Source organism: Pandoraea communis (assembly GCF_902459745.1).
Lineage (GTDB): Bacteria > Pseudomonadota > Gammaproteobacteria > Burkholderiales > Burkholderiaceae > Pandoraea > Pandoraea communis.
In genome coordinates this window covers 1-25,605 of the sequence record NZ_CABPSJ010000010.1, presented here as the reverse complement: position 1 = coordinate 25,605, position 25,605 = coordinate 1, and the positions used below count along the sequence as shown (strand labels likewise).

24 protein-coding genes and 1 pseudogene are annotated in these 25,605 nt (G+C 63.2%); 11 read left to right on the top strand and 14 right to left on the bottom strand.

Going from position 1 to position 25,605, the window contains the following annotated elements:
- Positions 1-2 precede the first annotated feature (2 nt).
- The 3 genes and pseudogenes from PCO31110_RS25205 to PCO31110_RS26350 form a co-directional block, all read right to left on the bottom strand.
- On the bottom strand, positions 3-1,025 hold the full coding sequence (locus PCO31110_RS25205) for a flippase-like domain-containing protein (RefSeq protein WP_010805305.1): 1,023 nt from the start codon (positions 1,023-1,025) through the stop codon (positions 3-5).
- Positions 1,026-1,775 carry a HalD/BesD family halogenase gene (locus PCO31110_RS25200; protein ID WP_036664576.1) on the bottom strand — a complete coding sequence of 250 codons (750 nt, stop codon included), beginning with the start codon at positions 1,773-1,775 and terminating at the stop codon, positions 1,026-1,028. It lies immediately after the preceding gene.
- 33 nt (positions 1,776-1,808) lie between these two features.
- Positions 1,809-2,423 (bottom strand): annotated as a pseudogene (locus PCO31110_RS26350) (CDP-alcohol phosphatidyltransferase family protein); the annotation flags it as partial.
- A 502-nt stretch (positions 2,424-2,925) separates the two neighbouring features.
- Here PCO31110_RS26350 and PCO31110_RS25195 point away from each other — a divergent pair.
- Positions 2,926-3,681: an SDR family oxidoreductase gene (locus PCO31110_RS25195; RefSeq protein ID WP_150691729.1), complete on the top strand. Its 756-nt coding sequence runs from the start codon at positions 2,926-2,928 to the stop codon at positions 3,679-3,681.
- A 129-nt stretch (positions 3,682-3,810) separates the two neighbouring features.
- Here the strand turns inward: PCO31110_RS25195 and PCO31110_RS25190 are convergent, their stop codons facing one another.
- The 7 genes from PCO31110_RS25190 to PCO31110_RS25160 form a co-directional block, all read right to left on the bottom strand.
- Entirely contained in the window at positions 3,811-4,158 is a 348-nt protein-coding gene (locus PCO31110_RS25190; protein ID WP_010805302.1) for a hypothetical protein, read from the bottom strand.
- 153 nt (positions 4,159-4,311) lie between these two features.
- A complete protein-coding gene (locus PCO31110_RS25185) occupies positions 4,312-4,662 on the bottom strand; it encodes a cupin domain-containing protein (protein WP_010805301.1) in 351 nt (116 codons plus the stop codon).
- 59 nt (positions 4,663-4,721) lie between these two features.
- Entirely contained in the window at positions 4,722-5,561 is an 840-nt protein-coding gene (locus PCO31110_RS25180) for a siderophore-interacting protein (protein WP_010805300.1), read from the bottom strand.
- Complete coding sequence (locus tag PCO31110_RS25175) at positions 5,561-6,208, bottom strand: PadR family transcriptional regulator (protein WP_150691728.1); 648 nt, start codon at positions 6,206-6,208, stop codon at positions 5,561-5,563. The genes PCO31110_RS25180 and PCO31110_RS25175 overlap by 1 nt, the downstream gene beginning before the upstream one ends.
- Before the next feature lie 360 nt (positions 6,209-6,568).
- Entirely contained in the window at positions 6,569-7,366 is a 798-nt protein-coding gene (locus PCO31110_RS25170; RefSeq protein ID WP_036664573.1) for a transporter substrate-binding domain-containing protein, read from the bottom strand.
- A 474-nt stretch (positions 7,367-7,840) separates the two neighbouring features.
- Positions 7,841-8,299 (bottom strand): HU family DNA-binding protein, encoded by a 459-nt coding sequence (locus PCO31110_RS25165; protein ID WP_010805297.1) that lies wholly within the window; start codon positions 8,297-8,299, stop codon positions 7,841-7,843.
- Positions 8,300-8,611: 312 nt separating this feature from the next.
- Positions 8,612-9,670: a hypothetical protein gene (locus PCO31110_RS25160; RefSeq protein ID WP_150691727.1), complete on the bottom strand. Its 1,059-nt coding sequence runs from the start codon at positions 9,668-9,670 to the stop codon at positions 8,612-8,614.
- Between the two features lie 319 nt (positions 9,671-9,989).
- Between PCO31110_RS25160 and PCO31110_RS25155 the strand changes: the two genes are divergently transcribed.
- Positions 9,990-11,243, top strand: coding sequence for a sugar MFS transporter (locus tag PCO31110_RS25155; RefSeq protein WP_010805295.1), 1,254 nt, complete (start codon positions 9,990-9,992; stop codon positions 11,241-11,243).
- 21 nt (positions 11,244-11,264) lie between these two features.
- On the opposite strand, the gene pagP is transcribed toward PCO31110_RS25155, so the two are convergent.
- Positions 11,265-11,927, bottom strand: a complete 663-nt coding sequence (gene pagP / locus PCO31110_RS25150; RefSeq protein ID WP_174979783.1) for a lipid IV(A) palmitoyltransferase PagP — start codon at positions 11,925-11,927, stop codon at positions 11,265-11,267.
- Between the two features lie 734 nt (positions 11,928-12,661).
- Between pagP and PCO31110_RS25145 the strand changes: the two genes are divergently transcribed.
- Positions 12,662-13,606 carry an acetaldehyde dehydrogenase (acetylating) gene (locus tag PCO31110_RS25145; RefSeq protein ID WP_010805293.1) on the top strand — a complete coding sequence of 315 codons (945 nt, stop codon included), beginning with the start codon at positions 12,662-12,664 and terminating at the stop codon, positions 13,604-13,606.
- A 32-nt stretch (positions 13,607-13,638) separates the two neighbouring features.
- A complete protein-coding gene (dmpG, locus tag PCO31110_RS25140) occupies positions 13,639-14,658 on the top strand; it encodes a 4-hydroxy-2-oxovalerate aldolase (protein WP_150691725.1) in 1,020 nt (339 codons plus the stop codon).
- An 83-nt stretch (positions 14,659-14,741) separates the two neighbouring features.
- Here the strand turns inward: dmpG and PCO31110_RS25135 are convergent, their stop codons facing one another.
- Both PCO31110_RS25135 and PCO31110_RS25130 read right to left on the bottom strand, forming a co-directional pair.
- Positions 14,742-15,533, bottom strand: a complete 792-nt coding sequence (locus PCO31110_RS25135; protein ID WP_010805291.1) for an IclR family transcriptional regulator — start codon at positions 15,531-15,533, stop codon at positions 14,742-14,744.
- The gene (locus PCO31110_RS25130) at positions 15,533-16,474 is read right to left on the bottom strand and encodes a flagellar brake protein (protein WP_150691724.1); all 942 of its coding nucleotides are present in this window, start codon (positions 16,472-16,474) and stop codon (positions 15,533-15,535) included. Before PCO31110_RS25130 ends, PCO31110_RS25135 begins: the two co-directional genes overlap by 1 nt.
- 403 nt (positions 16,475-16,877) lie before the next feature.
- Here PCO31110_RS25130 and PCO31110_RS25125 point away from each other — a divergent pair, with 403 nt between their 5' ends.
- Entirely contained in the window at positions 16,878-18,479 is a 1,602-nt protein-coding gene (locus PCO31110_RS25125) for a hypothetical protein (RefSeq protein WP_150691723.1), read from the top strand.
- Positions 18,480-18,548: 69 nt separating this feature from the next.
- Here the strand turns inward: PCO31110_RS25125 and PCO31110_RS25120 are convergent, their stop codons facing one another.
- A complete protein-coding gene (locus PCO31110_RS25120; RefSeq protein ID WP_010805288.1) occupies positions 18,549-19,751 on the bottom strand; it encodes an ammonium transporter in 1,203 nt (400 codons plus the stop codon).
- A 348-nt stretch (positions 19,752-20,099) separates the two neighbouring features.
- Here PCO31110_RS25120 and PCO31110_RS25115 point away from each other — a divergent pair, with 348 nt between their 5' ends.
- From PCO31110_RS25115 to PCO31110_RS25090, 6 genes are all read left to right on the top strand, one after another.
- The gene (locus tag PCO31110_RS25115; protein ID WP_150691722.1) at positions 20,100-20,399 is read left to right on the top strand and encodes an antibiotic biosynthesis monooxygenase family protein; all 300 of its coding nucleotides are present in this window, start codon (positions 20,100-20,102) and stop codon (positions 20,397-20,399) included.
- A 154-nt stretch (positions 20,400-20,553) separates the two neighbouring features.
- The gene (locus PCO31110_RS25110) at positions 20,554-21,285 is read left to right on the top strand and encodes a FadR/GntR family transcriptional regulator (protein WP_010805286.1); all 732 of its coding nucleotides are present in this window, start codon (positions 20,554-20,556) and stop codon (positions 21,283-21,285) included.
- Between the two features lie 51 nt (positions 21,286-21,336).
- Positions 21,337-22,749: an FAD-binding oxidoreductase gene (locus tag PCO31110_RS25105; RefSeq protein ID WP_010805285.1), complete on the top strand. Its 1,413-nt coding sequence runs from the start codon at positions 21,337-21,339 to the stop codon at positions 22,747-22,749.
- A gap of 110 nt (positions 22,750-22,859) precedes the next feature.
- Positions 22,860-23,750 (top strand): amidohydrolase family protein, encoded by an 891-nt coding sequence (locus tag PCO31110_RS25100; RefSeq protein WP_010805284.1) that lies wholly within the window; start codon positions 22,860-22,862, stop codon positions 23,748-23,750.
- A gap of 137 nt (positions 23,751-23,887) precedes the next feature.
- Entirely contained in the window at positions 23,888-25,117 is a 1,230-nt protein-coding gene (locus PCO31110_RS25095; protein ID WP_010805283.1) for an MFS transporter, read from the top strand.
- Between the two features lie 75 nt (positions 25,118-25,192).
- Positions 25,193-25,605, top strand: a 413-nt coding sequence (locus PCO31110_RS25090; RefSeq protein ID WP_150691721.1) for an electron transfer flavoprotein subunit beta/FixA family protein, incomplete at its 3' end; no start/stop codon positions are given.

Sequence of the window (25,605 nt, the reverse complement as noted above, 5' to 3'; positions counted from 1 at the left end):
CTTTAGAGCGGTGCAGAGTCCGTGGCGGCAGGCAGCGACACGCTTTGTTGCGAGGCACGCCGGCGGCGCCAGCCACGTTCGGAGAAATGCAGATAGACGAGGCCCGGCACGCCGAGCAGCAGCTCGCGCGTACGTTTGGCCAGGGAGAGAGCCAGCGCGGCGTCGGCCGGCAGGCCCACGAGCGGGGCGAGCAGCAGGTAACCGCCTTCCTGCACGCCGAGCGAACCCGGCACGAAGAAAGCAGCGCCGCGAATCGCCTGCCCGAGACTTTCGAGCAGCATCGCGTCGATCCAACTCACCGGGTAGCCGATGAATTGCAGAATCAGCCAGACCTCCACTGTGCCGACGATCCAGCCAACAAGGCTGAGCAAAAAGCTCGCGAGCACCTGACGGCGCTGGCCATACATGCGTTGCACGATTTCGTCGACGGCGTCCGCCCGGTCGAGCAGCGACGACCAGTCGCGCTTGGACGACATTCTGGCGAGCATACGGAATGCCCAGCCGAAGATGCCGCGCCGTTGCGCAACGTAGAACGCGTATAGCAGGGCGGAGATGAGCGCGGTGGCAAGCAGCATCGGCAGCCACAGGCTGTCACCGGCGCCTTGTGTTGCGCTGATCCCGAAGACGGCCAATCCCAACAGCGCGAAAACGATCTGCGCCACCGCCTGTAGCGTCGTACTGACGGTGATGGCGGCCGCCGCTTCGCGACCGGCCAACCCGCGTTGCTTCATTTGACGCACCATCGCGATCGGCCCGCCGATCTGACCGGCCGGCAGCAGGCTGTTGACCGACTCTCCGACCCAGCGCGTGAGCGTGGCGCGGCGCAGCGAACAGGATTTCGCCACCAGCACCTGAATGGCGGCGGCGTCGAGCACCAGCGGCACGAGGTGGAAGGCGGCGATGGGCAACAGTCCCCAGCCGGCGACCGCCAGCGTAGACATCACCGATCCCGTGCCCTGCCAAATGAGCAGGGCGACAAAAAGGGCGAAACCTAGGGTGAGAGATACGATGGCAGTCCGGTTCATTTAGCGTTTCGTCCGTCCCAATAGCTGACGAAACACTTGGCGGAAACCGAAGTAGGCGATGGCGTCTTTCATGTTCGAGATGAAGCGCTGCCATGTGCCCATGCGCGGGTCGGTCACATACTCGAACGTGAGCGAGATTCGCTCCTCATTTTCGCCGAGCGGTGTGATCCGGTGATGCAGTTTGTCCCCGTCGAAGAACACCAGCGCACCGGGTGGATACGCCACTGCGCCTTCGACTTGCGCCACGCCGGGGTTGCGGGTGTGAAGCCGGTATTCGAGCTTGCAGCTCGATTGGTCCACCACGCCAAGCAGCAGCGTGTAGCGGCGGCCCTTGTAGTAGGACGTGTCATAGTGCCAGCCGATGTGATCGCCCGGACGCGTGTAGTAATACAGCGCATATGCGTGCGGGTCGTCTTGCGGCGACGGCAACAGCTTTTCACCGGCCAGACGCTCCAGGAAACGCATCAGGGCGGGCGAGCGGTACAACTCGGCCACGAACGGGGCAAGCTCGTCGAGCGTATGACGGCTCACGCTGCCGCCCTGTTTGTGACCGGGAAGGTAGTTGCGATTGACGTTCGGCGTGACCGAGCGAACCACGGCGATCAATTGTTCCGTGACCGCTTTCGGCAGGAACTTCTCGAGATAGATGAATGCGTCCTGCGACTTGAACTCGCGGGTCGCGGCGTCGAAGTCGATGGCGTCCAGTGCACGTTCGATTTCGGCGTCTGCCGCGAACGCCGCAGGCGCCATCGGCTGGGCTGCCTCGACGGCGGTGGCGGCCTCGGCCGTGGCGGCAGACTCACCGGCTTCGACCGGCAGCGCGCGGCGCATGACGCGCACGTAGTCGGCGATCACGAGCAGCGCGAAGATCGGCGCGCCGATGGCGGCGGCAATCAGGAAGCCGCGCGTGCCGTCGAACAGCGTGACGAGCGGCATCAGATAAAGCACATCTTCCGTCTCGAAGCCGCCGACGGATGCCTGCTTCGTGCCGGCCTTGCCCACGCGGTCTTCGATGCGCATGCGCAGGAAGAAGACCAGGGCCACCGCAATGCCGGCAATCCAGCCGAGCGCGGATGCCGAGAGCGGCACGGGCAGCGGGTATGGGTCCGGGGCGACAGCCGCCACGCCCATGCCGATACCGCCGAACAGCAGCACGGTGACCAAGGCGTCCGAGGCCAGGTCATACAGGTGGCCAATGCGGCTCGTCTTACCGCTGATGCGCGCCAGTTCGCCGTCCGTGTGGTCGATGAAGTTCGACAGCACGAGCAACACGGCGCCCAGATTGGCCATCGCGTAGCTACCTTGCGCAAATGCCCAGGTGCAGGCCAGCCCGACGATCAGGCGAAGCGTTGTGAGGTGGTTCGGGCTGACTCGGGTGTCGACGAGCGGCGTGACCATCCAGCGCGCAAGCCGCGCATCGTATTGGCGCGGGCGCGGCGGCACGGGACGTGCGGTATTGCTTGTGGCCGGCGCAGCAGCAGGCGCCGAAATGATTTTCGGTATCGTTTCCATGAGGGGGGAATATATACCCATAAGGCGGTAATGTGCAGTGCACCTAAAAGACCTGTACTTACCGCGACAACCTTGACGATTCGGGGAATTGACGCGCGATAAACGTCTCGCCGCGCTAGCGTGCCGATCGTTCCGGGGCCTCGCCAAATACGTTTTTACTACCTTAGGTTATAAGCGCAATGAATTTGCAATTATATTCCGCAATACTCCGTTTCGCTTGCCGGCACCCGGTGTCGTTTCGACGCACCGGTAGCGGTCCGCACAAACCTTCACGCCCGGCTTGACCGGCAAATGGCGAGTGGCCGGGATAGCGGTGCCGGGTCGATGCGCGGATAATGGCGCTCCCGTTAGTCCCTTTTTGCGGTGTTATCCGACCGCACATCTCCCCATGTCCCAAACGATTGCCATCCTTACCGGCGCATCCCGTGGTCTCGGCGCGGCGCTCGCACGCGGTTTGCTCGCCCCCGGCACCCATCTCGTGACGCTGGCACGTCGCACGGACGACGACCTCGCCGCCTTGGCGAGCGCGCAAGGTGTCACGCTCGAACAAATCGCCGTCGATCTGGCCGATACCCAGGCTACGGCGCAGGTCGCCAATCGAATCTTCGCCGCGCTGCCGCGCGACGCCGGCCGCTATCTGCTGATCAACAACGCTGGGACGGTCAACCCGGTTGCCAACAGCTCGGCCCTGACGGACCCGGCCGCCATCGGTGCGGCATTCGCACTGAACGTGACCTCGGTCATGTTGCTCACAGCCCGCTTTCTTACCGCCACGCAAGGGCTGGCCGCCAAACGGCAGATTGTGAATATCTCGTCGGGCGCCGGCCGCAATCCGAACGCTGGCTGGGCGGTCTACTGCTCGACCAAGGCAGCGCTGGATATGTATACGCGGGTGGTCAACGCTGAACATCGGGAACACGGTGTGCAGGCGGTGTCGCTGGCCCCCGGCGTGGTCGATACCGGTATGCAGGAGACCATTCGCAGCAGCAGCGCGGAGAGTTTTCCGGCACTGGCACGTTTTCAGGACCTCAAGGCGAGCGGCAAACTCGCTTCGCCGGAAGATGTGGCTCGCCGCATTCTGGCGCTGACCGAGCGTGACGATTTCGGCCAGACCGAGATCGACGACATCCGTCACTACCCCTGATCCAGCCTGCCGGGCGCGAGTGCTTGCCGCCACCTGCGCGACGGGTGAAGCCCCCCCAAAAAATGCACCAGCCGGCGTACTGCCGGCCGGTGCCGTCTTGGTGCAGCCGACAGCGGTGTGACGCGCTGCCTACTGCTCGGTGCTGGTGATGAAAACGCTGCCGTTGCGCTCCGGTGCGTACAGAATCAGTGTCGGCGTGTGAATGTCGAAAGCACGCTCACAAGCTTCCCCATACGAATCGAATTGCACGGCCCAGGCACCGTTACGCACGTAGCAATGCGTGATGGTGTCGGTACGCCGGTCAAACTCCTGACCGAGAAATACGCCCTGCGTGTAACACCAGACGACGAACCCGTGAAAGTCTGCCTGCTCCGGTGCGCGAAACACGCGCCAACGAGCATCGTCCCGCCCTATCTGACGCGCTGTCGCGCCCGCTGCCCAACGCTCGAAGCCGTCGTGTCTTTTGCGTTGCTCCATGTCGTCGTACCCCCTTGGGTGAACCGCCCTCCGGGTGCCGAGATTCGACATCCCCGGGCGCGTTTTCATAGTCGGAATTTGTTCCTGGCATTTCTATCAGGCAATTCCGAAATACGGCAGGGAATTTCTCCAAAGGGGACGGACGGACCGGCGTCAATCGTAGTGAATCGCCAGCCAGACGGTGGTTTCGCCTTGGGCTGTCCAGGCCACACGATGACGCCGATGGGCGGCAATCGTCACCGCGTCGCCCGCTGTCAGCACAAGCGTCTGACCGGGCGTATCGGCGAAAGCCAGACCCGCAGCGCCGGTGAGCAACACGACCCACTCATGCTGCGCCTGGTCGTACCAGAAGCCCGCGGGGGATGCCTGTCCGGTCGAGACGATGCGCTCGACCCGCAGCCCCGGCCGGGCGAGCAATGTGTCGAACTGCTCGGCCGCCTTCGGATCGGGGTGCGAGGGCAGGCCGGCAAAGAGGTTCGTGTCGGGCAACGGTGGCGTATCCATACGTACTAAGCGTTCTCTCTTGAGCAGAGGATAGAAAGCATACACGCGCTGCCACGCCTTCAATCGTCCAGATTCTCGTGCACGGCGGCGTCGCCGCGTCGCCAGTAGGCGGCCGCCTTCACCCATTTCGGGTTGAGGCCGCGAGTGTCGACGAGATGGCGGCGCACGGCCTTCGCCACGCCAGCTTCGGCCGCGACCCATACGTGGATATCGCCGCTGGGCAACGTGGCGACCTGAAGCGCGTCGAGCAGGGCCGTGCTTTCGCCAGCAGGCTTGCCTTCACGATAGATCCATTCCACCACCACATCGGCGTTGCTCGCGAAGCGCAGACGGTCGGCCGGACTGTCGACTTCAACGAAGACGAACACCAGTGCGCCGGCGGGTAGCTCGGTCAGGCGTCGCGCAATCGCCGGCAGTGCCGTGTCGTCGCCGATGAGCACGTAGCCGTCGAAGTTCATGGGAATGACGAACGAGCCACGCGGGCCGCCCACGCCGATGCGGTCTCCCGGTTTGGCCGTGCGCGCCCACTGGGTGGCCGGCCCCGATTCATGCATGGCGAAATCGATCACGAGCGTTTTCGTCGCCGCGTCATATTGGCGCGGCGTGTAGTCGCGCATGAGCCGCGGTGCGTCGCCGGGCGCCGGTTTGGCCACGCCCTCGGCACCGATCTGCGGCAGTGCCAGTTCACCGGTCTCGGGGTTGGGGAAGAAGAGTTTGACGTGGTCGTCGAAGCCGGGGCTGGTGAAGCCTTCGAGGTCGTTGCCGCAGAGCGTCACGCGCACCATGTGCGGCGTGAGCGACTCGACGCTGCGCACTTCGAGCAGCCGCATGCGAAGTTCGTGGCGCACCCGTTGCGGCGTGCGATCGGGGATGGCGTTCGGTGCAGCGTTGTTTTGCATCAGAGTCGCTCCAGTTGTTGCGCGGCCGCGTCGAGAATCGCGGCGAACGCGTTGGCTTGTTCGGTCGTGAGCGGCTCGCCGCCCAGACGCAAATGCACGGCATATTTGAAGTTATGCAGCGCGCGCATGACTTGTGGCGGCATCTCTTCCGAGCGTTCGCGGCGTGTTGCGAGCCGCGCGAGCAGTTCCGTGATCGAGTCTTCGTTTTCGGCCAGATACTCGCGCCCGGCGTCGGTGATCTCGTAAGACTTGCGCTGGCTGTCGCCCGCGCTTTCCTGCACGCGGATGTAGCCCATTTCTTCGAGCAACGTGAGCGTCGGGTAGACAACGCCTGGGCTCGGGCTATACGTCCCGTTCACGCTCTCTTCGATGGCTTTGATGAGTTCGTAACCGTGACGCGGTTGTTGGGCAATCAGATGCAGCAGCACGAGTCGCAAGCCGCCGTGACTGAAAAGGCGGCCGCCGCCGCGTCCGCCCCGGCCACCTCGTGCGCCTCGGACTTCATCGTCACGTCCGAAACGGCCGTCACCATAGCCTTCGCCAGCGCCGCGCCGTCCGTGGCGTGCACCACGCCGCTCGTCGCCAAAATCCATTTTGTCCAGGTCCAGCGGGCCACGGCCCATGAAATCGCCACGTGATCCACGCATGATGCGACTCCTTATCGATGTAATTGAGACATGTTTACGATATATCTAAATTGCATCGAAAGCAAAATTTTCTTACGTAGCGATCCTGTGGAAAATGGGTGAAATCCCTGTCGGACGGGGAGAGCGAGGTATTTGGGAGGGAGGAAAAAGTGCGGAAACTATATCGAAATGCGCGTTTCGATATGCCGATGCGGTACCCGGCACCCGGCCGCTGAGGGGCAGTGACTCGCGGCGGCTATGGGGAGCTATGTCTTATGCGGCTCGCTCGTTGTGCCAGATCGCCGGACTTGGTGTGGCACTCAACGGTTCGGGGGGACTGTTGCCGTGCTACGCGCAACGTGCGCGAATCACCGGCGGTGCTTACTCCAGCTTCGGAAGATCGGTCTCGAGCCACTTGCGATATCGTTTGTTCAGCTCGCCGTTGACCGTATTGCGTGTGACGAAGTCGTTGACCGCGGCCAGTAACTCCGGCTGATTGAGGCGCATCGCGATGCCCATCGCCTGTTGCAGCAAATTGAACTTCGGCTCGAACTGGCCCGGCGCGCGTTGACGAATCGCGTTCGCGACCGTCACGGAGCAGCCGATGGCGTCAACCTGTCCGGTGAGTAGCGCTTGCATCGCGGAAGCATCGTCGTCGAAACGGCGGATCTCGGTGCCTTCGGGGGCCGTCTTGGTGAGCGCCATGTCCTGTGTACTCGCACGCGCAACGCTGACACGTACGCCTTTCAGATCGGCGGCCGATTTGATGGGCGCGCCCGTTTTGCCGAGCAGCACGATGGTCGCGGCAGCGTACGGTTTGGAGAACTGGACCTGCTTGGCACGCTCGGGCGTGATTGCGAGCGAGGCGACGAGAACATCTACCTTGCCGCTGAGCAGATACGGAATCCGGTTCGGTCCGGTCACCGGCATGATGTTGAGCTTCACACCCAGATCATTGGCCAGCAGTTTCGCGACGTCAGCGTCGTAACCGTCCGGCTGCGCCTGCGCATTCGTCGTGCCATACGGCGGGAAGTCGATAAGCATGCCGACGTTAAGCGTGCCCTTCTTCTTGATGCCGGCAACGGTCTGCGCGTGGGCGGGGGCGGAGAATAGCGACAGCGTGCTGGTGAGCAGTCCGCCGAGTGTGCCGCCGAGCGATCCGACGAATGCGGCCGGCATGGCAGCAACGCCGAGCGTGGCGAGAAAACCGCGGCGGGAACTGATATCCACGCTGCCCGGAACGGTTCGCCGGCTGGCGGGGTGCGATGACACGTGTTGCGATTGCGCAGGGTGACGCGATAACTTGCGAGTCATGCTGGGTCTCCTGAGGCCGCGAAGACATCGCCGAAAACGCCAGTTCGTCGTGCAAGGCGTGCATCCATTTGCTGGCTGACGGCTGTCCCCGAGCGATGGTAGCGGGCGCCACAAGATGCGTCCACTCCGCACAAACCCCAGCGAAAACCCTAAGTTTCGGTTGAGCGGTGCTTCATCGCCAAAATGATGAGGATGACGAAATCAGCCTCAGGCAGGGAGCGAAAACAAAATGAGGACGAAAAAAAACGGTGCCGGAAATCGGCACCGTATTCAGGCCTTGCCTGCCGGGTCTTTGCCATTCGCGCTGCCGCAGATGCCACGGCGGCGCGACAGCAAGACTTACTGGGCAGCGTCCTTGACCTTCTTCAGCGGGCGAACCTTCACGCGCACCGAAGCCGGCTTGGCCGGGAACCAACGCTCTTGACCCGTGAACGGGTCCTTGCCGAAACGCTTCGCCTTGGCAGCGATTTGTTGCGACGTGACCTTGAACAGGCCATGCAGCGTGAATTCGCCAGCGCCCTTCTTGTGCAGCGAGCTGACGATGGTGTTCTCGAGCGCGGCCAGCACTGCCTTGACTTCCTTCACGGCGACAGCCGATTGTTCGGCGAGGTGCGCTGCGAGCTGGGTCTTGTTGAACGCTTCCTTGATCGGCGAAACCTTGCCGCTGGCGGCTGCCTTCGGGGCTGCCTTGGGAGCTGCCTTCGGGGCTGCCTTTTTCGCTACCGGAGCCTTCTTTGCTGCCGGAGCTTTTTTCGCCACAGGGGCCTTCTTTGCTGCTGCTTTCTTTGCCGTTGCCATATCGATCCAATCGATGAGAATAAGAAAGTGCCGTCGGAGAACGGCCACCCGAATGATACGTCTTGCTGCGCCGACGATTCTACCTAAGAAATCGCTTTGTGAGAGTAGTGCGCGAATTATGTTGCGCGCTTGCCGCACAAGGCTGAGCGGTGATCGGCGCTGCATTTCGAGTCGTTTCGTTCGCAACGTGCCGATTCGTTCCTGTCGCCGTGAATTCCTGGCGCGATTTCTTCGCGGGTTTCGCCGGATTTTTTTACGCGATTTTTGTGCGCGTATCAGGCATCGCTATCCACCTCGAAGGCCCCGAAACCCTTAGAAACGCTGCATTTCGCAGGTTTCGCAACGGCCATCGCCGTTGCACCAAGCGTCGGTGAGCGTCGTGCCGTCGGGGCCAAAAGTGATGTTGTGCTTCGCGCCATAGCTGCCTGCGAGTTGCAGACGATCACCCGCAAGCGTGCCCTGCACGGAGGTGTGAATGTTCGGTTCGACGTCGTCGATACTGCCGGTGACTTGCGCGCCGTTGAGTGCAAGCGCCATCAGCCGTGTCATCGGCGAGCCCCAAAAACCCCACCACGGCGGTGCGTTTGTGCACAGACCACGCCAGCGTCCCGACGGATTCACGACGCGCAACGGTGCTGGCGCGCCGGCCTGCGCAGCGGTGCCTGGGGCGATCGGCGGTGTGACGAGCGTGGCCCCTGCGGGCGGCGGCGCATCGATTGCCGCGACGTCGCGTGCGACTTCCGGCGAGCCGGCGCTCGTGGCGTTCACCGCGTTCAGCCCCGGCGTGTCGCCAATGGCGCTCGGCAGCGGGGTGCTGGTTTGCGGGGCCGTCGCCGCGATAGCGGCATTTTGCGACGCAGCAGCGGGCGGTGCGTAAGTGCTGGTGTTGCCGGGCGACGGTTGCACTGCGGCGGGCGCCGCGCTGAACGTGCCTGGTGCACCGTCCACACGCGCCATATCGGGTGGCAGGCCATCGTTCGGCACCGGTGCAGAGGCCGCTGCGCACACATGACACGACATGTGAGAGAGACTGTTGCGCGTTAGCGGACGCGTACCATAGAGCCGCTGCCCGCCCTGAGCGCCGTCACGCAAAATCGTGACGTAAGGCGTGTCGTCGAGCTGATAGTCGACCCTGGCGCACGAGGGGGCGTCGGTTTGCAGCACGACGTCGGCGGAGAAAACACTGTTGGTGGCGCGTGTCGGGACCACCGACACGGAGGCCGAGCAGTCGGCAATGATCTGCGCGCAATTGCACGCGGCGACCGGAGCGCGCGACGCGCCACCGGACTGTGCCTGTGCCTGCGCGGCCAGGCCGAGCATGCCCGCGACGAGCCATCCCGTCGCGATCCTTAAAGAACTGAAACCCCGCATGATGTTTCCTCGAATGTGGCGGCATATCCTATGCCTGCGGATAGTCGATCAAAAGACGTCGGCTGACAAGCGCCGAAAACAGCGAAAAACAAGGGGAAACGGGGGCTCGACGGCGTATCGCATGCCATCGCAGCGTCACGCAATTATGAGAATTCGCCCGTATCCCGGCATCGATAGCGCGTTCTACACTGACGGGCATTGGCCCCTCATTCAATGAGCCACTGCCCGTTGGTTTCTGGAGACATGCATGCTTGTCGATCGCACGAATGCCCCCGGCCGTTCCGATTTACCCCCTCCCAATGACTCCCCAACATCCCCCATGCCGTCCGTGAATCGCGTCCTTGCGATGCTCGCGGCGCTTTTCTTCGCCATGGGGCTCATTACGTCGCTGAACGATATTCTCGTGCCTCATTTCAAGGCGGCCTTCGACCTGACCTATCGCGACGCGGCGCTGATTCAATCCAGTTTCTTTGCTGCCTATTTCGTGGTGTCGTACCCGGCGGGGCAATACACCGCGCGCGTCGGCTATCGACGTGCGCTGGCCAGCTCCCTGTGGTTGGCGGGTCTGGGCTGCGCACTGTTCTTTCCGGCCGCTGCGCTGACGTCCTATCTCTGCTTTCTTGCCGCGCTTTTCGTGCTGGCGAGCGGCATTACCCTGCTGCAAGTCGCCGTGAACGCCTATGTCGAAACCTTGGGCTCGCGCGGTGCTGCGGCAAGCCGCCTCACACTCGTGCAAGCGTTCAACTCGCTGGGAACGACCGTCGGGCCGCCGCTGGCCGCGCTCTGGATCCTCGCGCCGCAGACAACGACAGCCAGTGCTCATGCCGTCGATAGCGTACGAGGTCCCTACGGCTTGCTCGCCGCGGTGCTCGCCATCGGCGGTGTGGTGCTCTGGCGACTGACGCTGCCGGAGCGGCCCACCGCCGATGCCACATCGCCGGGCTTGCTTGTTAACGTACGTAGCTTGATGGCACACCGTCCATTGCGTTACGGCATCGTGGCGCTATTTCTTTATGTCGGGGCTGAAGTCAGTATCGGCAGCTTCCTGATCGTCTACCTGACGCAAACGGGCACGGGCATTCTCGACCACGCGCATGCGAGCCGTTATCTGGCGTTTTACTGGGGTGGGGCGATGGTGGGGAGATTCGTGGGGGCGTGGCTGCTGCGCAAGGTGTCGGCGGGACGACTCTTGAGCCTGTGCGCGCTTTACAACCTGACGCTGATTCTCGCGTCGCTGGCGTTGCCTGCGTCGTTCGCGATGTGGCTGTTGCTGGCTTGCGGCCTTGGCAACGCGATCATGTTTCCCACGATTTTCTCGCTCTCCGTGGGCGGGCTCGGTGCGCGGGTGAGCGAGGGCGGCGGGTTGATCTGCATGGCGATTGTCGGCGGCGCGATATTGCCGTACCTGCAAGGCGCGCTGGCGGACAGTATCGGGATCGTGCTGTCGTTCCTTGTCCCCGCGCTGGCCTACGGCTACATCGCCGGATTCGGTACATGGTGCGCGCGCACCATGACCGAATCGGCATCCGGCACCGATGCCACCGATGAGAAAGCGGCCGTGAAGCCGACGTGAGCGGCCAGTTGAAGAGGGAGTTCAGCCCGGCTTGCCGAACGTGTAGCGCCCGAAGATGAACAACACGTTGCCGTTGCCTTTGCCGCCCGGCACGTAGGCGGTCGACACGGATGCACGCCCCACGCCGATTTCTGCGAGGGGCAGCGCGGCAGGGAAGGGCACGCCGCGGAGCGTGTCGGAGCGCGACATCAGAAAGACGGTGTAGCCGAGGCCGAATCGAACTGGGCCGGCATTCGCGATGTTCCAGATTCGCCCATAACCCGCCATTGGCGACCAGTCGTTGTGCGAATCTTTGAACGCCATGGCGTATAGCATGCGTGAGCCGTTCTTGCCGTCGGACAGCACGCGGCCGTAGCCGAGCCCCCACGGGTTTTCGTTGTACTGGGCGATTTTTTCGCGGGTGTACGCGAAGCGCAGGTGATGCGTATGCAGCGGCACGTACAGATCGCTTGCGCCTTGTGTCGCCACGTCGCGGAATTCATCGACGATGGCGCCGGCCCAGGTCGAAATGCCGCCGGGAGCGTCGTTGGCCTGCGCTGCGAGCGGCGACAGGAATATCGATGCGGCGCCGAGGGCGGCGAGCGAGCGGTGCCGAGTGCGTGGCGGCTTCCGGCAGGGGGAGGCAAGCGGTGCGAGTCGAATCGATAGCGCGAGCCGCCCGTTGAGTCGGGGGTTCGTAGGCATGGTTGAGTGTGTCTTCTTGCGAGAAACGTGTCGACGGCAAGTGTCGACATCGTGCGGACAAAGGGACATGGCGGACATTGGCGGCATTACCGCAATGCGTCGCGTGACCGGCATTCAAGTCTCTCTAGACCTCACCGTCATCGCAAAAGTTCGAAACGCCGTCATTTTGCACGAATGCTCACTGACGAAGCGTTGATTGACCCAACCTGTTGCGCGGCAAAGATGTCCTTTTGCGTCAATGAGATATCGCGGATATCGACGTGTTATTCACCGGGTTGTGAACATTTTCTGTGGATAACACCGAGCGGTGCAGACCCGGTGGTGCACGCCTCGGGCCGCGCGAAGACTGGCGCTCCATAGGTTACCGGGAGGGCGCAGCAAATGCGCGCCGCATTTTTCCTCCACCCGATCAAGGACTTGAGTCGTCTATCCGCGAGTTGTCCACTGGCTTGCAAACAGATTCTGTGGATAACCCATCCTTGGCTGAACCCGCGCCACGCCTTGTTTTGCAGCACACGGCACAACTTTCGCGCGCGGCAATTCTTCCCTGTCGAATCAGCGACTTGTCATGCTTTTCCGCAAGTTATCAACGGGCTTGTGAACAAAAAGTGTGGATAAGCCATGCTCGTCGTTGATCTCAATATATGAGATCAATGTTTACATATTGACATTTAAGTTGTCGCGGAATTACGATGCGCCTCATACCGGCGGACGGACACGTTCAGGAGACGACAGTGACGGAACGACACAAACAGAAAGTGGCGATCATTGGCTCGGGCAACATTGGCACCGACCTGATGATCAAGGTGATGCGTAACAGCGAGCATCTGGAAATGGGGGCGATGGTCGGTATCGATCCGGCCTCGGATGGTTTGGCGCGCGCGCAGCGGCTGGGCGTGCCGGTCACGGCCGGCGGTATCGACGGTCTGCTGGCGATGCCGGGCTTCGAAGACATTCGCATTGCATTCGACGCCACGTCGGCCAAGGCGCATGCGCATCACAACGCGCTGTTGCAAGCGCGCGGCGTGCAGGTGATCGATCTGACGCCTGCGGCCATCGGCCCGTACGTGATCCCGTCGATCAACCTCGACGCGCATCTGGACGCGCGCAACATCAACATGGTGACGTGCGGCGGTCAGGCGACGATTCCCATGGTGGCGGCTATCTCGCAAGTGGCGAAGGTGCATTACGCGGAGATCGTCGCATCGATCTCGAGCAAGTCGGCCGGTCCCGGCACACGCGCCAATATCGACGAGTTCACCGAAACGACGTCGAAGGCGATCGAAGTGCTGGGCGGTGCCTCGCGCGGCAAGGCGATCATCGTGCTGAACCCGGCCGAGCCGCCGCTCATCATGCGCGATACGGTGTTCGTGCTGTCGGAGCCGGGCGATCAGGCTGCCATCGAAGCCAGTATTCAGGCGATGGTCGACAAGGTGCATGCCTACGTGCCGGGCTACCGTCTCAAGCAACAAGTGCAGTTCGAGTTGTTCGACGCTTCGCGGGCGCTGAACGTACCGGGGCTGGGTAAGCTCACCGGCTTGAAGACTTCGGTCTTCCTCGAAGTGGAAGGTGCCGCGCATTATTTGCCGGCCTACGCGGGCAACCTCGACATCATGACCAGCGCCGCGCTGGCCTGTGCCGATCGTATTGCCGCCACTCGCCTGGCGCTTGCCGCTTGAACGTCGCGCGCTATCAGGAGACACATCCCATCATGACGCAGAAAAAGCTCTATATCTCCGACGTGACGCTGCGCGACGGCAGCCACGCGATTCGTCACCAGTACAGCATTGCCAACGTGAAGGCGATTGCCGCCGAGCTGGATGCCGCCCGCGTCGATTCCATCGAAGTGGCGCACGGCGACGGCCTCGCCGGTTCGAGCTTCAACTATGGCTTTGGCGCACACACCGATCTCGAGTGGATCGCTGCCGTAGCGGAGACCGTGACGCATGCCAAGGTCGCCACGCTGTTACTGCCGGGCGTGGGTACCGTGCACGATCTGCGCGAAGCCTACGACGCCGGCGCTCGCGTGGTTCGTGTCGCAACGCACTGCACCGAAGCCGACGTCTCCCGCCAGCACATTGCATACGCGCGCGAGTTGGGCATGGATACCGTCGGCTTCCTGATGATGAGCCACATGACCACGCCTCAGCATCTGGCCGAACAGGCCAAACTGATGGAGTCGTACGGCGCGACCTGCATCTATGTGGTCGATTCGGGCGGTGCACTGGGCATGAACGATGTGCGAGACCGCTTCCGCGCATTCAAGGATGTGCTCAAGCCCGAGACGCTTACGGGCATGCACGCCCACCACAACCTGAGCCTGGGGGTGGCGAACTCCATCGTGGCCGTGGAAGAGGGCTGCGATCGCATCGACGCCAGCCTTGCGGGCATGGGGGCAGGCGCGGGGAACGCGCCGCTGGAAGTGTTCATCGCGGCGGCGTCGCGTCTGGGCTGGAACCACGGCTGCGATCTGTACACGCTGATGGACGCGGCCGATGACATCGTGCGTCCGCTGCAAGATCGTGCCGTGCGGGTGGACCGTGAGACGCTGGCACTCGGCTACGCCGGTGTGTACTCGAGCTTCCTGCGTCACGCCGAAGCTGCTGCGGCACGCTATGACCTCAAGACCGTCGACATTCTCGTCGAGCTGGGGCAGCGTCGCATGGTGGGCGGTCAGGAGGACATGATCGTCGACGTTGCGCTCGATCTGCTCAAGCGTCGCGCTGCCTGACGTAGCATCTCCGACGCGGTAGCGATGCCGGCCCCCGCCTCTTTAGGCAGGGGCCGGCTTTTTTCGTCTGTCGATGACGGGAATCAGCGTGCGCTGCCGGACCACCCGAGCTGACGGCTGATCTGTGCCGCGGCGTCTTTCACGCGTGGCACGAGTTCCTGCATGCGCTCGCGGCTCATGTACTTGGTCGTACTCGAGACACTGATGGCGGCCACGATATGTTGGCTTGCGTCGTACACCGGGGCCGCTACGCAGCGGATCTGCGGGGTGTCGTCTTCCAGATCGAAGGCGTAACCGTGGCGGGCATAGTCATGCATGCGAGCGAGCCATGCCGCCGTGTCGATCGGATGCGAGGGCCGCTCCGCCTGATAGTGCTCGAGCTGCGCCTGCCATTGCGCTTTGTCCTGATCGAGCAGCAGCGCCTTACCCACGCCGGTCACGCAGATCGGCTTGCGACCGCCGATGCGCGAGCTGATTTCCACGGCGCGTTGCCCCGGCAATTTGTCGAGGTACATCACCTCCCAGCCATCGGCGACGGCCAGATGCACGGTGTCCTGCGTCTCGCTCGCCAACTGCTCCAGCGTCGGCCGGGCGACACGCGGCAAGTCGATCTGACGATACGCGAGAAAACCCAACTCGATGAGCTTGTTGCCCAGGCGATAACCGCGACGCGGTTCGAATCGCAAATACCCCGCGTGCACCAGGGCCGATGCAATGCGATGCGTCGTCGACGGCGTGATGCCGGTGTGCGCGCAGAGGGCCGGCACGGTGTCGATGCCGGCGGCGACCGCTTCCACGATATCGAGACCGCGGAAAAGTGTCTGACTGGCGAGTGTGCGGGGCCGCTCGGCCGGCACAGACTTCGGCTTTGCCATCAGGCCCCCCCGAGCGCGAGCAGGCGCTCATAGACGTAGCACTTCAGTGCGACGTAATGCGAGGGTTCGAGCACGGGCAATTCGATGCCGTGAAGATAGCTTCCGTCATCGCCTTGGTGAACGCCGCGAATCGTGCCGGCGGCGTCGATGGGCATGTCGATATCACCGACACGCACGCGAAACGCCAGTTGCATGCTTTCGCCGGGTGCGCCAAGCGATGTGTCCGCCAGCAGTGAAACGCCTTCGGCGCTCACGTCCTGTAGCAATGCGAGGTGACGCGCCTCACCCGCGACGACCGACGCGATCAGCTTCGCAGACACGCGTTGCGAACGGCGCAGTACCTTGCGGCGAATTTGCGCGGGTGCCGAGAGAATGGCGTAATCGAACGGCGCTCGCTCGACACGTTCGACGGTACAGACGAAGTGGTAAATGTCCTCCCCCGAGAAAGTCCACAGTTCAAGCCGCTCGCTCACTTGCAAGGCGGGAGGCGCAGTGCGGCCGGTCGGCGCCGTGACGAACAGCATCTGATTCGGTGCATGACCAATGACGCGCGTGCGCACCCGCTGCGATCCGGCCCCTGGCGGCAATTGAATTTGTAGCCAGTCGCCGGGGCGCAGATTGAGGTCGGTGAGCGCGTACTGCGGTGGGGGTGTCCCAGTGGCGGACGTTGGCTCGCCGGTGGCCGGCACCGGTGACGGAGCCACGTCGGCCAGCGTCGCGTCGTCTTCGCCGAGATTCGCCACCCGGTGCGGCGCGAACGAGGTGAAGAGCCAGTCGCGTCCGGCCTGCGTGGGAATCATGTCGCCTTCGGCGAGCAACGGTTCTCCGTTTTGATCGACGATAGCCCAGGGCAGGGCTTCTCCCAGCGGTATCTCGTCGGGTGTGAGCGGGACGAGGGGAAGCGCGGTGGCGGCAGACGCTTGAGAAGGGGTGTTGGACATAAGGAGCTAGGGGGCGCGACAGGTGCGCTCGCGTTGGGCCGTCGAAAGGTCGTGATCGTTGGCCGATTGGCAGGGGTGGCATCGGCACACTGGCTTCGCAGCGATGTCAGCGAAGTGGGGACTCGCCAAAGCGCGCAAACAGGGCCGCAGATGTCAGGTTTGGCGAAAGTCTACCGCGCCGCATTGGCACTTGGCGAGAGGGGGGGGCATTCCCGCGCTTGTGCAAGCTGCGTAAGTGGGTACTCGCTGGGGAGGGGGCTGTGCGCGACGTTCGGTGCCGTCGAGACCGGATTGCCGGGGCCGGCGTGCGTGTCCGCTCGACGGGGTGCTACGCGTTCGGCACCGCCTGTCTATAGTCGACGGTTTGCCGGCACGCCCGGCGGCGACGATGTGGGAGGGAGCGATGGGGTACCCGAACGGTGTAGGCGCAAACGGTGGGAACGTCAGCAGGCGCACGACGCCAGACATTGATCTGGCGGACATACATGAGGCGTCGGTGCAGCATCGCTCCGGGGCAAATGGGCTTGGCGAAGGTCTGGAGCGAACAGCTAACGCGGCCCGCAACGCACGGCGCAACGGCATCGACGCGTCGCCTCGTATCGACCCTGAGCTGGCGCGTGCATTTGCCCAAGCGTGGGCGGGATTGTGGGTGAGTACCGGGCCATGTCAGCACTTCTACCGCAAGGAGTTCGATCTTGCACACAAGCGAGATGCGCGTCTGGGCGACACGCTGGCGCAGGTCGAAGCGATGTTGGCGCCCACTCACGGCGACGCCGCGCTCGCGGCTCCCGGCCTTTTCATCTCCGGCGGCATCGCGGTCGAGCAGGTGCACCGCGATATTGCGCAATGGCTCGAGACGATCGCCGCGACGGGCGACCGGGGGTGGCACTTTCGAGGGGCGCGCGACGCGTTGTCCCTGGTCGGCAATCTGTCGATGCTCGCGATCATCGCCGCGTGCTTTCATCAACAGGGGGCAACGGAGGGTGACGGCCCGCAAGCCACCGTTCGCGGTGCTGCGCTAGCGAACACGCCATTCGGGGTGCCCTGGGCCGACTGGACGCTGCTGGCGTTCGAGGGCGCGAAGGGGGTGATCACGCAGTCGCTCGGTTCGCCGACGCTGATTCGTCATCACGCGGTCGACGAAGTGCTCAAACGCATGGACGCGGGGTGCCGGTTGCTGGAGGCGTGTGTCGCGATGCCGCCGCCGACGGAACCTGCATCGTGGCGCAACACGTTAGGCGCGCTCACGCGGGCTCGCGACGTGGCGACGCTTTTCACATTTGCCAATACGGCGATACCGCCCGCGCGACTGGGGCTCTGGGCGCCGTCGTGGTTCACGAGTCCGCCGGCCGAAATCAACGGCTACCGGGGCATCTTGCGCGTGGCGGGTCTCATGCTCGATTCCTGTCGCGCAGTGACGAGTCTGCTGGGCACATGGGCGCGCAATACCGCGTTCACGCTTGACGCACAAGACTTGACGCATCGGTGGCGGTTGCTTTGTGCGCGGCTCGCAGACGTGCCTGCTGCGGACCAGACGGCGGTGCTTCACCGCGTAGCGCGCATGACGCAGCTCTGCGCGCACTGCGACACGCCGCTCCTGACGAAGATCGCATCGCACGACGTGCTGCGCGAGCACTTACTCGCTTCGGGCGAGTCGTTGACGGCAAGCGAGATCGATTGCGCTTGCGAGCGGTTCGGCGTGCTATGCCATACGTCATGCGTCGACGGCATCAACTATCTGAGCCTGAACCCGGGGGAGAGTCCTTGGGGACATCGCTGGACGGGCGACGCGTGGCGGTGGGGCGTTGCAACCCCGGCGCGCGCGTCGTATCGGCTATTGCTGCTGTATCAGCACTGGAGTTCGGCGCTGCTGGAGCGGGCGGTGTCGTCGTCATCGTGCGCGGGAGCGGCGCGCGATGTCGAATCGCCGCCGGACGACCCGGCGGGTGTGACGCGCACACGGTCCGGTGTTGCGCACATCGACGTCGAATCGACTCGGGTCTGAGTCGGTGGCGGCAGCGCGTCGCGCTGCCGCACGAAGGCAAACAATGATTGTTTGTCTTCACTGGCGCACTTACCAGTTCGTCTCGCGTTCCGGTGTCGCGGTGATCTTGTGGATCGAGAGGTCGGCGCCGTAGTACTCCTGTTCGTCGTCGAGCCGCAGACCGACGCTGCGCTTGATGATGCCGTACACGACGTAACCTCCGGCGAAGGCAATCGCCACGCCCATCACCGTCCCGGCAACCTGCGCGACGAAGCTCACGCCGCCCAGTCCGCCGAGTGCCGTCTGTCCGAAGATGCCTGCCGCCAGTCCTCCCCAGATGCCGCACACGCCATGCAACGGCCAGACGCCGAGCACGTCGTCGATGCGCAGCCGGTTCTGCGTCACCGTGAAGAGCCACACGAACAGGCCGCCTGCGACGGCGCCCACGACGAGGGCGCCGAGCGGATGCATGACGTCCGAACCGGCACACACGGCGACCAGCCCCGCGAGCGGGCCGTTGTGAACGAAGCCGGGGTCATCCTTGCCGATCCACATCGCCACGAGGGTGCCGCCGACCATCGCCATGAGCGAGTTGACCGCGACCAGCCCGGAGATGCCGCCCACACGCTGCGCGCTCATCACGTTGAAACCGAACCAGCCGACGATCAGAATCCACGCGCCGAGGGCCAGGAAGGGGATCGACGACGGCGGATGCGCGGCCACTTGCCCCTGCCCGTTGTAGCGTCCCCGGCGTGCGCCGAGATGCAGCACTGCCGCCAGCCCGATCCAGCCGCCGACCGCATGCACGACCACCGAGCCTGCGAAATCGTGAAAGGGCGCACCCAAGACACGCGTGAGCCAGTCCTGAATGCCGAGATGTCCGTTCCACGCAATGCCCTCGAAGAACGGATAGATCACGCCGACAAGGAAGAAGGTTGCCACCGACTGAGGGTGAAACTTCGCACGTTCGGCAATGCCGCCTGAGACGATGGCGGGAATCGCGGCCGCAAACGTCAGCAGGAAGAAGAAGCGAATCAGCGCGTAGCCGTTGTGTTCGGACAGCACCGTGGCGCTCGACCAGAAGTCGACGCCGTACGCCAGCGGATAACCGATAAAGAAGTACGCGAGTCCGGAGACGGCAAAGTCGGTCAGGATCTTGACCAGGGCGTTGACCTGATTCTTCTTGCGGACGGTGCCGAGTTCGAGAAACGCAAAGCCGGCGTGCATGGCAAGCACCAGGATCGCGCCGAGCAGAAGGAACAGCACGTCGCCGGGTGTATTGGAATTGGGCATGAATGTGCTCTTTTGGTGCAAACATGAAGAAGAAAGAAGATAAGCAAGAGCGATGCCAGCATTTTCCAGGTGTTTGATTTGTATTGATGTTTTGTCAGGTGAGGTGGAAATGGGGTGGCGGACTGCACGCTCATGGTGCTGTGTGGCCGACGGATGACCGAAGTCCGTGCGCAGACGCGAGTGACGCAAGTGGAAAATGCGGAATGGTTACGGGGGGGGGGGGGGGGGGTCGCATGCGATGCATCACACGAATGTGCGGTATAGAATCGAGCGTTCTCGCGGCGCCTTCGTGCGACGACAACAGGATCGACACTCGCACCACTACACCCAAACCCTCTAGGAAATCCGATGATCTTTGAAATTGCCCAGATCGAAGTGAAGCCCGGCAGCGAAGCCGCGTTCGAGCAAGGTGTGGCGAAAGCCGCACCGCTGTTCAAGGGCTCGAAAGGCTGCCACGGCATGCGTCTGCTCAAGTCCATCGAGCAGCCGACCCACTACAGTTTGGTGGTGACGTGGGAAACGCTCGAAGACCACACCGTCCACTTCCGCAACTCCGAAGCCTTCCAGCAATGGCGCGCGCTCGTGAGCGATTGCTTCGCCGCGCCACCGAACGTGAGCCACGTCACGGAAGCGCTGATCGGTTTCTGAGCGTCGCAACGCAGCAAAAAAAGGCGGTGGCGGAGCAAGACTCCCCGCCGCCTTTGTCATTCATGGTGCGGGAGTCTAAGGGTTAACTCGGTGGTGAATGCTCAAAGTTTTCATATAACATGCAAACCAGAAAAATATGAGATGCCGCGAGAGGATGACGACCAAGCCCAAGACCCTGACCGAGCAGGTTGCGCAGCAGTTGCAGGACGCTATCCGGCAGGGCACCTATCCCGTCGGCACGAAGTTGCCGACCGGCAAGCAACTCTCCGAAACGTACGGGGTGAGTCAGGCGGTGATCCGTGAGGTCACGGAGCGTTTGCGCTCGCAGGGCCTGATCGATAGCCGGCAGGGGGCGGGGGTGACCGTAAAGGCGCGCACGCCGTCCAGCGGTTTTCAGGTTCCCGTCGGGCAAGACGCGGCGGATCTCGCCAGCGTCTACGAATTGCGACTCGATCTGGAGAGCACCGCGGCGGCGCTCGCCGCGGTTCGTCATACCGACGAAGACATTCGCCGGCTCGCCGACATTCTGGAAAAGCTGGAAACGAATCTGTATCACGCGGACAACGGGGTGGAGTACGACACCGCGTTTCACGCCGCCATTGCGCGCGCCACGCATAACCGTTACTACGCTGACCTTTTGCAGTATCTGAACCTGCAAATCCGGCAGGTCGTGCAGGCGGCGCGCACGAACACGCTGCGTCACGAAGGGCTCGCCGCGCAGGTGCATCAGGAGCACGTGGCCGTGTTCAACGCCATCAAGGCACGCGACCCGTTGCTGGCGCGCGCGGCGTCGCTCTCGCATCTGCTGCGTGCTTCGGCGCGTCTGGGGCTGACGCTGCCTGGACGCGACGTCATCACTGGCGCCATTGCGCCGACCCGGGCCTGACCCTCGTCAGATGCCATCTTCTGCACCGTAACCCCCCCGACGCGTGATCCTATGACCCTCTCCGCTTTTGCTCAACGTCTTATCGACGCTGTCGGTGCCGACAGTGTATTCACCTCGCCCGACGACGTGGCCCCGTGGCTGGCCGACTGGCGCGGCATGTATCGCGGCAACGCTCAGGCCGTCGTGCGTCCGCGAACGACGGAGGACGTCGCAAAAGTTCTCGCGCTTTGTCAGAGCACGGCGACGCCGGTCGTGCCGCGCGGCGGCAATACGGGCCTGTGCGGCGGCGCGACGCCCGACACCTCCACGCAGAACGTGGTACTCAGCCTGGATCGCATGAATGCCGTGCGTAGTCTGGACACCATCGCCAACACGTTGGTCGCTGAAGCGGGCTGCATTCTCGAAGACCTTCAACGCGCGGCACGCGACGCGAATCGTCTGTTGCCGCTCAGTCTCGCGGCCGAAGGCTCATGCCAGCTTGGCGGCAATCTGGCGACGAACGCCGGCGGGGTGAACGTCGTTCGCTACGGCATGACGCGCGAACTCGTACTCGGCGTGGAAGCCGTGCTGCCGAACGGTGAAATCCTGCATGGCCTGCGTACGCTGCGCAAGGACAATACCGGCTACGACCTCAAGCAGTTGCTGATCGGCTCGGAAGGCACGCTGGGGGTGATAACGGCGGCGGCGCTTCGCCTCTACGCACCGACACCCGTTCGTCAGGTCGTGATCGCGGCGGTGACGTCGCCGCGTCAGGCGCTGGAACTGTATGAGTTGCTGTTTGCCGAATGCGGCCCGCGCATGCAGGCGTTCGAGTTCTTCACGGGCGAGTGCGTCGATCTGGTGATGGCACATGTGCCCGGTGTGCGTGCGCCGTTCAACGAGCGTCACGCCGGTTATGTGCTGATCGAACTGGCCGACACGGCCGACGAACAATCGTTGGCCGCCTTGCTGGAGCGTGTGATCGAGACGGCCATCGAGCGTGATCTGTGTGCGGATGCCGTGGTGTCGTCGACGCTGGGGCAGGTCGAGGAAATGTGGAAGTTGCGCGAGGAAATCTCAGAGGCGCAACGCGCAGACGGCCAGCATCTCAAGCACGATATCTCGCTGCCGATCGAAGCCATTCCGGAATTCATGACGAGCGCCGAGGTGCGTGTGCGACGCGTTTGCCCGCAAGTGCGGCCGTTCATCTTCGGTCACTTTGGCGACGGCAATCTGCATTACAACCTGTCGCGCCCGGCGGGTGAAGTGGCGGACTTCATGGTCAGACATGGCGAGGCGATCACCGCCGAAGTGCTCGACGAAGTGGCGCGCTTCGGTGGCAGCATCAGCGCCGAGCATGGCATCGGGCAACTCAAGCGCGAGTACTTTGCGAAGTACAAGTCGCCGCTGGAGCTGCGGCTGATGCGCGAGATCAAGGCCGTCTTCGATCCGGCCGGCATTATGAATCCGGGCAAGCTGCTGTAAGCGGCTGCCTTCTGACGGGTGCCGGCAGTGGCGGTGCCCGATCTGATTTACCCCCCCGGCGTGAGCCCGACGTTTGTGACTGTCGCCCTCGCGCCTCCTGAGGAGTCGACATGACCGTAACGCCTGCCGCCGGAGCGCCGCTGTGCCTTGGCCCGCTGCCAGAGATTGATCCACCCACCTTCGACGTGCCGTTCGGTGCCGTCGACACGCATGCGCATGTGGTTGCCGCAAGCGACGCGTATCCCATGGTGCCCGAGCGTAGCTATACGCCGCCACCCGCGCCCGAAGACAAGTACCTCTCGATGCTCGACGCCACGGGCATGACCTACGGCGTGCTCGTGCAGATCAGTGTCTACGGCACGGACAACCGCTACATGCTCGAGACGCTGCGCCGTCACAACGATCGCCTGCGTGGCATCGCCGTGGTTTCGCCGGATGTGACCGATGCCGAACTCGAAGCGATGCACGCGGCAGGTGTTCGCGGCTTGCGTATCAACGTGTTGTTCGGCGGCGGTATCGGCTTCACGGCGATGGAAGCGCTGGCGCACCGCATCAAGGATCTTGGCTGGCATATGCAATTCCTGATGGATGTGAACGCGTTGCCCGAACTTATGCCGCGCATGACGAAGCTGCCGGTGCCGGGCATTGTCGATCACATGGGACACACGCCGGTTGCGCAAGGGCTCGACGCGCCTGGCTTCTCGGCGCTGCGCTCGCTCGTTCGCGACCACGGCTATTGGGTCAAGCTCTCGGGGGCCTATCGCATCAGCGAGCGTTTCCCGTCGTTCGACGACGTGACCCCCTTCGCGCAAGCCTTGATCGAAGACGCCCCCGACCGCATGGTCTGGGGAAGCGACTGGCCGCATGTGTCGCTCACGCGCATGCCGAACACGGGCGCGTTGCGCAATCTGCTGCCGCAATGGGCGCCCGACGCCGATACGCGGCGTCGCATTCTGGTGGACAACCCGGCACGTCTGTACGGGTTCCCGGCAACGGTTTGACGATGCACCGGCGTATGCGGCGTCGCGGGCGGCGGTATTGCCGCCCGATGTACTGACGCTTTTCGCCACTGATTTTTATCCTATCCGGGCGCATGTCGCGCTCTCGCAATTCAGCAGGGACAAGAGGAGGAGACAAGATGGATTGGTATCGCCAGATGAATAAGACCGAGCGGCGCACTTTTATTGCGGCGTTTGGCGGTTGGGCGCTCGACGCGCTCGACTTCATGGTATTCACCTTCGTGATCACGACGCTGATCACCGTGTTCAGTATCGACAAGGCGCAGGCCGGCATGCTGGCCACCATTACGCTATTGTTCTCGGCCATCGGCGGCTGGGTGGCGGGCGTGCTTGCCGACCGCTTCGGCCGTGTGCGCATTCTGCAAGCGACGATTCTGTGGTTCTCCGTCTGCACGGTCCTGATCGGCTTTGCGCAGAATTTCGAACAGATTTTCGTGCTGCGTGCCTTGCAGGGGCTGGGCTTCGGCGGCGAATGGGCAGTCGGCTCGGTGCTCATGGGCGAAATCGTGCGCACCGAGTATCGCGGGCGTGCCGTCGGCACTGTGCAAAGCGGCTGGGCCATCGGCTGGGCGGTGGCGGCGCTGTGTTACACGGCGTCGTTCTCGTTGTTGCCTGAGGAGTACGCTTGGCGCGTGTTGTTCTGGATTGGCGTGATCCCGGCGCTGTTCGTGCTCTTCATTCGTAAGAACGTGCCGGAGCCGGAACTGTTCGAGCGCACGCGCAAGCAGGAGGCGCACGCGGCCAAGCGCACCTCGGCGTGGGCGATTTTCTCGCCGTCACTCATCAAGACCACGGCGCTCTCGGCGTTGCTGTGCACCGGCGTGCAGGGCGGGTACTACGCCGTGACGACATGGCTGCCGACGTTCCTGAAGACCGAGCGTCATCTCTCGGTCATCGGCACCGGCGGCTATTTGCTCGTGATCATTCTGGGGTCTTTCATCGGCTATTTGACGGGCGCGTATCTGACCGACCGTCTGGGGCGACGCGCGAACCTGCTGATCTTCGCCGTGCTGTCGGGGGCGAGTATCTATGCTTACACGCAGTTCCAACTGAGCAACGACCAGATGCTGATTCTCGGTTTTCCGCTGGGTTTCGCCGCATCGGGCATCTTCAGTGGCATGGGCGCTTATCTGACCGAGTTGTTTCCGTCGGCGGTGCGTGCCAACGGGCAGGGCTTCGCGTATAACTTCGGGCGCGGCATCGGCGCGCTGTTCCCGAGTCTGGTCGGCTATCTGGCCAAGACCAGTGGCCTGGGAACTGCCATCGGTATGTTCGCCGGCGGTGCCTATCTTGTCGTGCTGGTCACCGCCTTCTTGTTGCCCGAGACGAAAGGGCGCGAGATCGAGTAAGTTCGTATCTTCTCAGGGGGCGAGCGCCGTCGAGTCGGCCCGCCTCCCGGTTTTTCTGATTCAAGGGAGTTGCGCATGAAGATCCTGGTACCGGTCAAACGGGTAGTGGATTACAACGTAAAGGTTCGGGTGAAGAGCGACGGCAGCGGCGTCGATATCGCGAACGTGAAGATGTCGATGAATCCGTTCGACGAAATCGCGGTGGAAGAAGCGGTGCGCCTGAAGGAAGCGGGCGTGGCGACGGAGGTGATCGCGGTGTCGGCGGGCGTTGCGCAATCGCAGGAGACGCTGCGCACGGCGCTGGCCATCGGCGCGGATCGCGCGATTCTGATCGAATCGGATGAAGAACTGCAACCGCTGGCCGTGGCCAAGTTGCTCAAGGCGGTGGTGGACAAGGAGCAGCCGCAACTAGTGATCCTGGGCAAGCAGGCGATCGACGACGACTCGAATCAAACCGGTCAGATGCTCGCGGCGCTGGCGAAGCTGCC

Coding starts and splice junctions, on each gene's coding strand:
- PCO31110_RS25205 (WP_010805305.1), bottom strand. CDS start 1,025: ATGAACCGGACTGCCATCGTATCTCTCACCCTAGGTTTCGCCCTTTTT.
- PCO31110_RS25200 (WP_036664576.1), bottom strand. CDS start 1,775: ATGGCGCCTGCGGCGTTCGCGGCAGACGCCGAAATCGAACGTGCACTG.
- PCO31110_RS25195 (WP_150691729.1), top strand. CDS start 2,926: ATGTCCCAAACGATTGCCATCCTTACCGGCGCATCCCGTGGTCTCGGC.
- PCO31110_RS25190 (WP_010805302.1), bottom strand. CDS start 4,158: ATGGAGCAACGCAAAAGACACGACGGCTTCGAGCGTTGGGCAGCGGGC.
- PCO31110_RS25185 (WP_010805301.1), bottom strand. CDS start 4,662: ATGGATACGCCACCGTTGCCCGACACGAACCTCTTTGCCGGCCTGCCC.
- PCO31110_RS25180 (WP_010805300.1), bottom strand. CDS start 5,561: ATGCAAAACAACGCTGCACCGAACGCCATCCCCGATCGCACGCCGCAA.
- PCO31110_RS25175 (WP_150691728.1), bottom strand. CDS start 6,208: ATGCGTGGATCACGTGGCGATTTCATGGGCCGTGGCCCGCTGGACCTG.
- PCO31110_RS25170 (WP_036664573.1), bottom strand. CDS start 7,366: ATGCCGGCCGCATTCGTCGGATCGCTCGGCGGCACACTCGGCGGACTG.
- PCO31110_RS25165 (WP_010805297.1), bottom strand. CDS start 8,299: ATGGCAACGGCAAAGAAAGCAGCAGCAAAGAAGGCCCCTGTGGCGAAA.
- PCO31110_RS25160 (WP_150691727.1), bottom strand. CDS start 9,670: ATGCGGGGTTTCAGTTCTTTAAGGATCGCGACGGGATGGCTCGTCGCG.
- PCO31110_RS25155 (WP_010805295.1), top strand. CDS start 9,990: ATGCCGTCCGTGAATCGCGTCCTTGCGATGCTCGCGGCGCTTTTCTTC.
- pagP (WP_174979783.1), bottom strand. CDS start 11,927: ATGCCTACGAACCCCCGACTCAACGGGCGGCTCGCGCTATCGATTCGA.
- dmpG (WP_150691725.1), top strand. CDS start 13,639: ATGACGCAGAAAAAGCTCTATATCTCCGACGTGACGCTGCGCGACGGC.
- PCO31110_RS25135 (WP_010805291.1), bottom strand. CDS start 15,533: ATGGCAAAGCCGAAGTCTGTGCCGGCCGAGCGGCCCCGCACACTCGCC.
- PCO31110_RS25130 (WP_150691724.1), bottom strand. CDS start 16,474: ATGTCCAACACCCCTTCTCAAGCGTCTGCCGCCACCGCGCTTCCCCTC.
- PCO31110_RS25125 (WP_150691723.1), top strand. CDS start 16,878: ATGGGGTACCCGAACGGTGTAGGCGCAAACGGTGGGAACGTCAGCAGG.
- PCO31110_RS25120 (WP_010805288.1), bottom strand. CDS start 19,751: ATGCCCAATTCCAATACACCCGGCGACGTGCTGTTCCTTCTGCTCGGC.
- PCO31110_RS25115 (WP_150691722.1), top strand. CDS start 20,100: ATGATCTTTGAAATTGCCCAGATCGAAGTGAAGCCCGGCAGCGAAGCC.
- PCO31110_RS25110 (WP_010805286.1), top strand. CDS start 20,554: ATGACGACCAAGCCCAAGACCCTGACCGAGCAGGTTGCGCAGCAGTTG.
- PCO31110_RS25105 (WP_010805285.1), top strand. CDS start 21,337: ATGACCCTCTCCGCTTTTGCTCAACGTCTTATCGACGCTGTCGGTGCC.
- PCO31110_RS25100 (WP_010805284.1), top strand. CDS start 22,860: ATGACCGTAACGCCTGCCGCCGGAGCGCCGCTGTGCCTTGGCCCGCTG.
- PCO31110_RS25095 (WP_010805283.1), top strand. CDS start 23,888: ATGGATTGGTATCGCCAGATGAATAAGACCGAGCGGCGCACTTTTATT.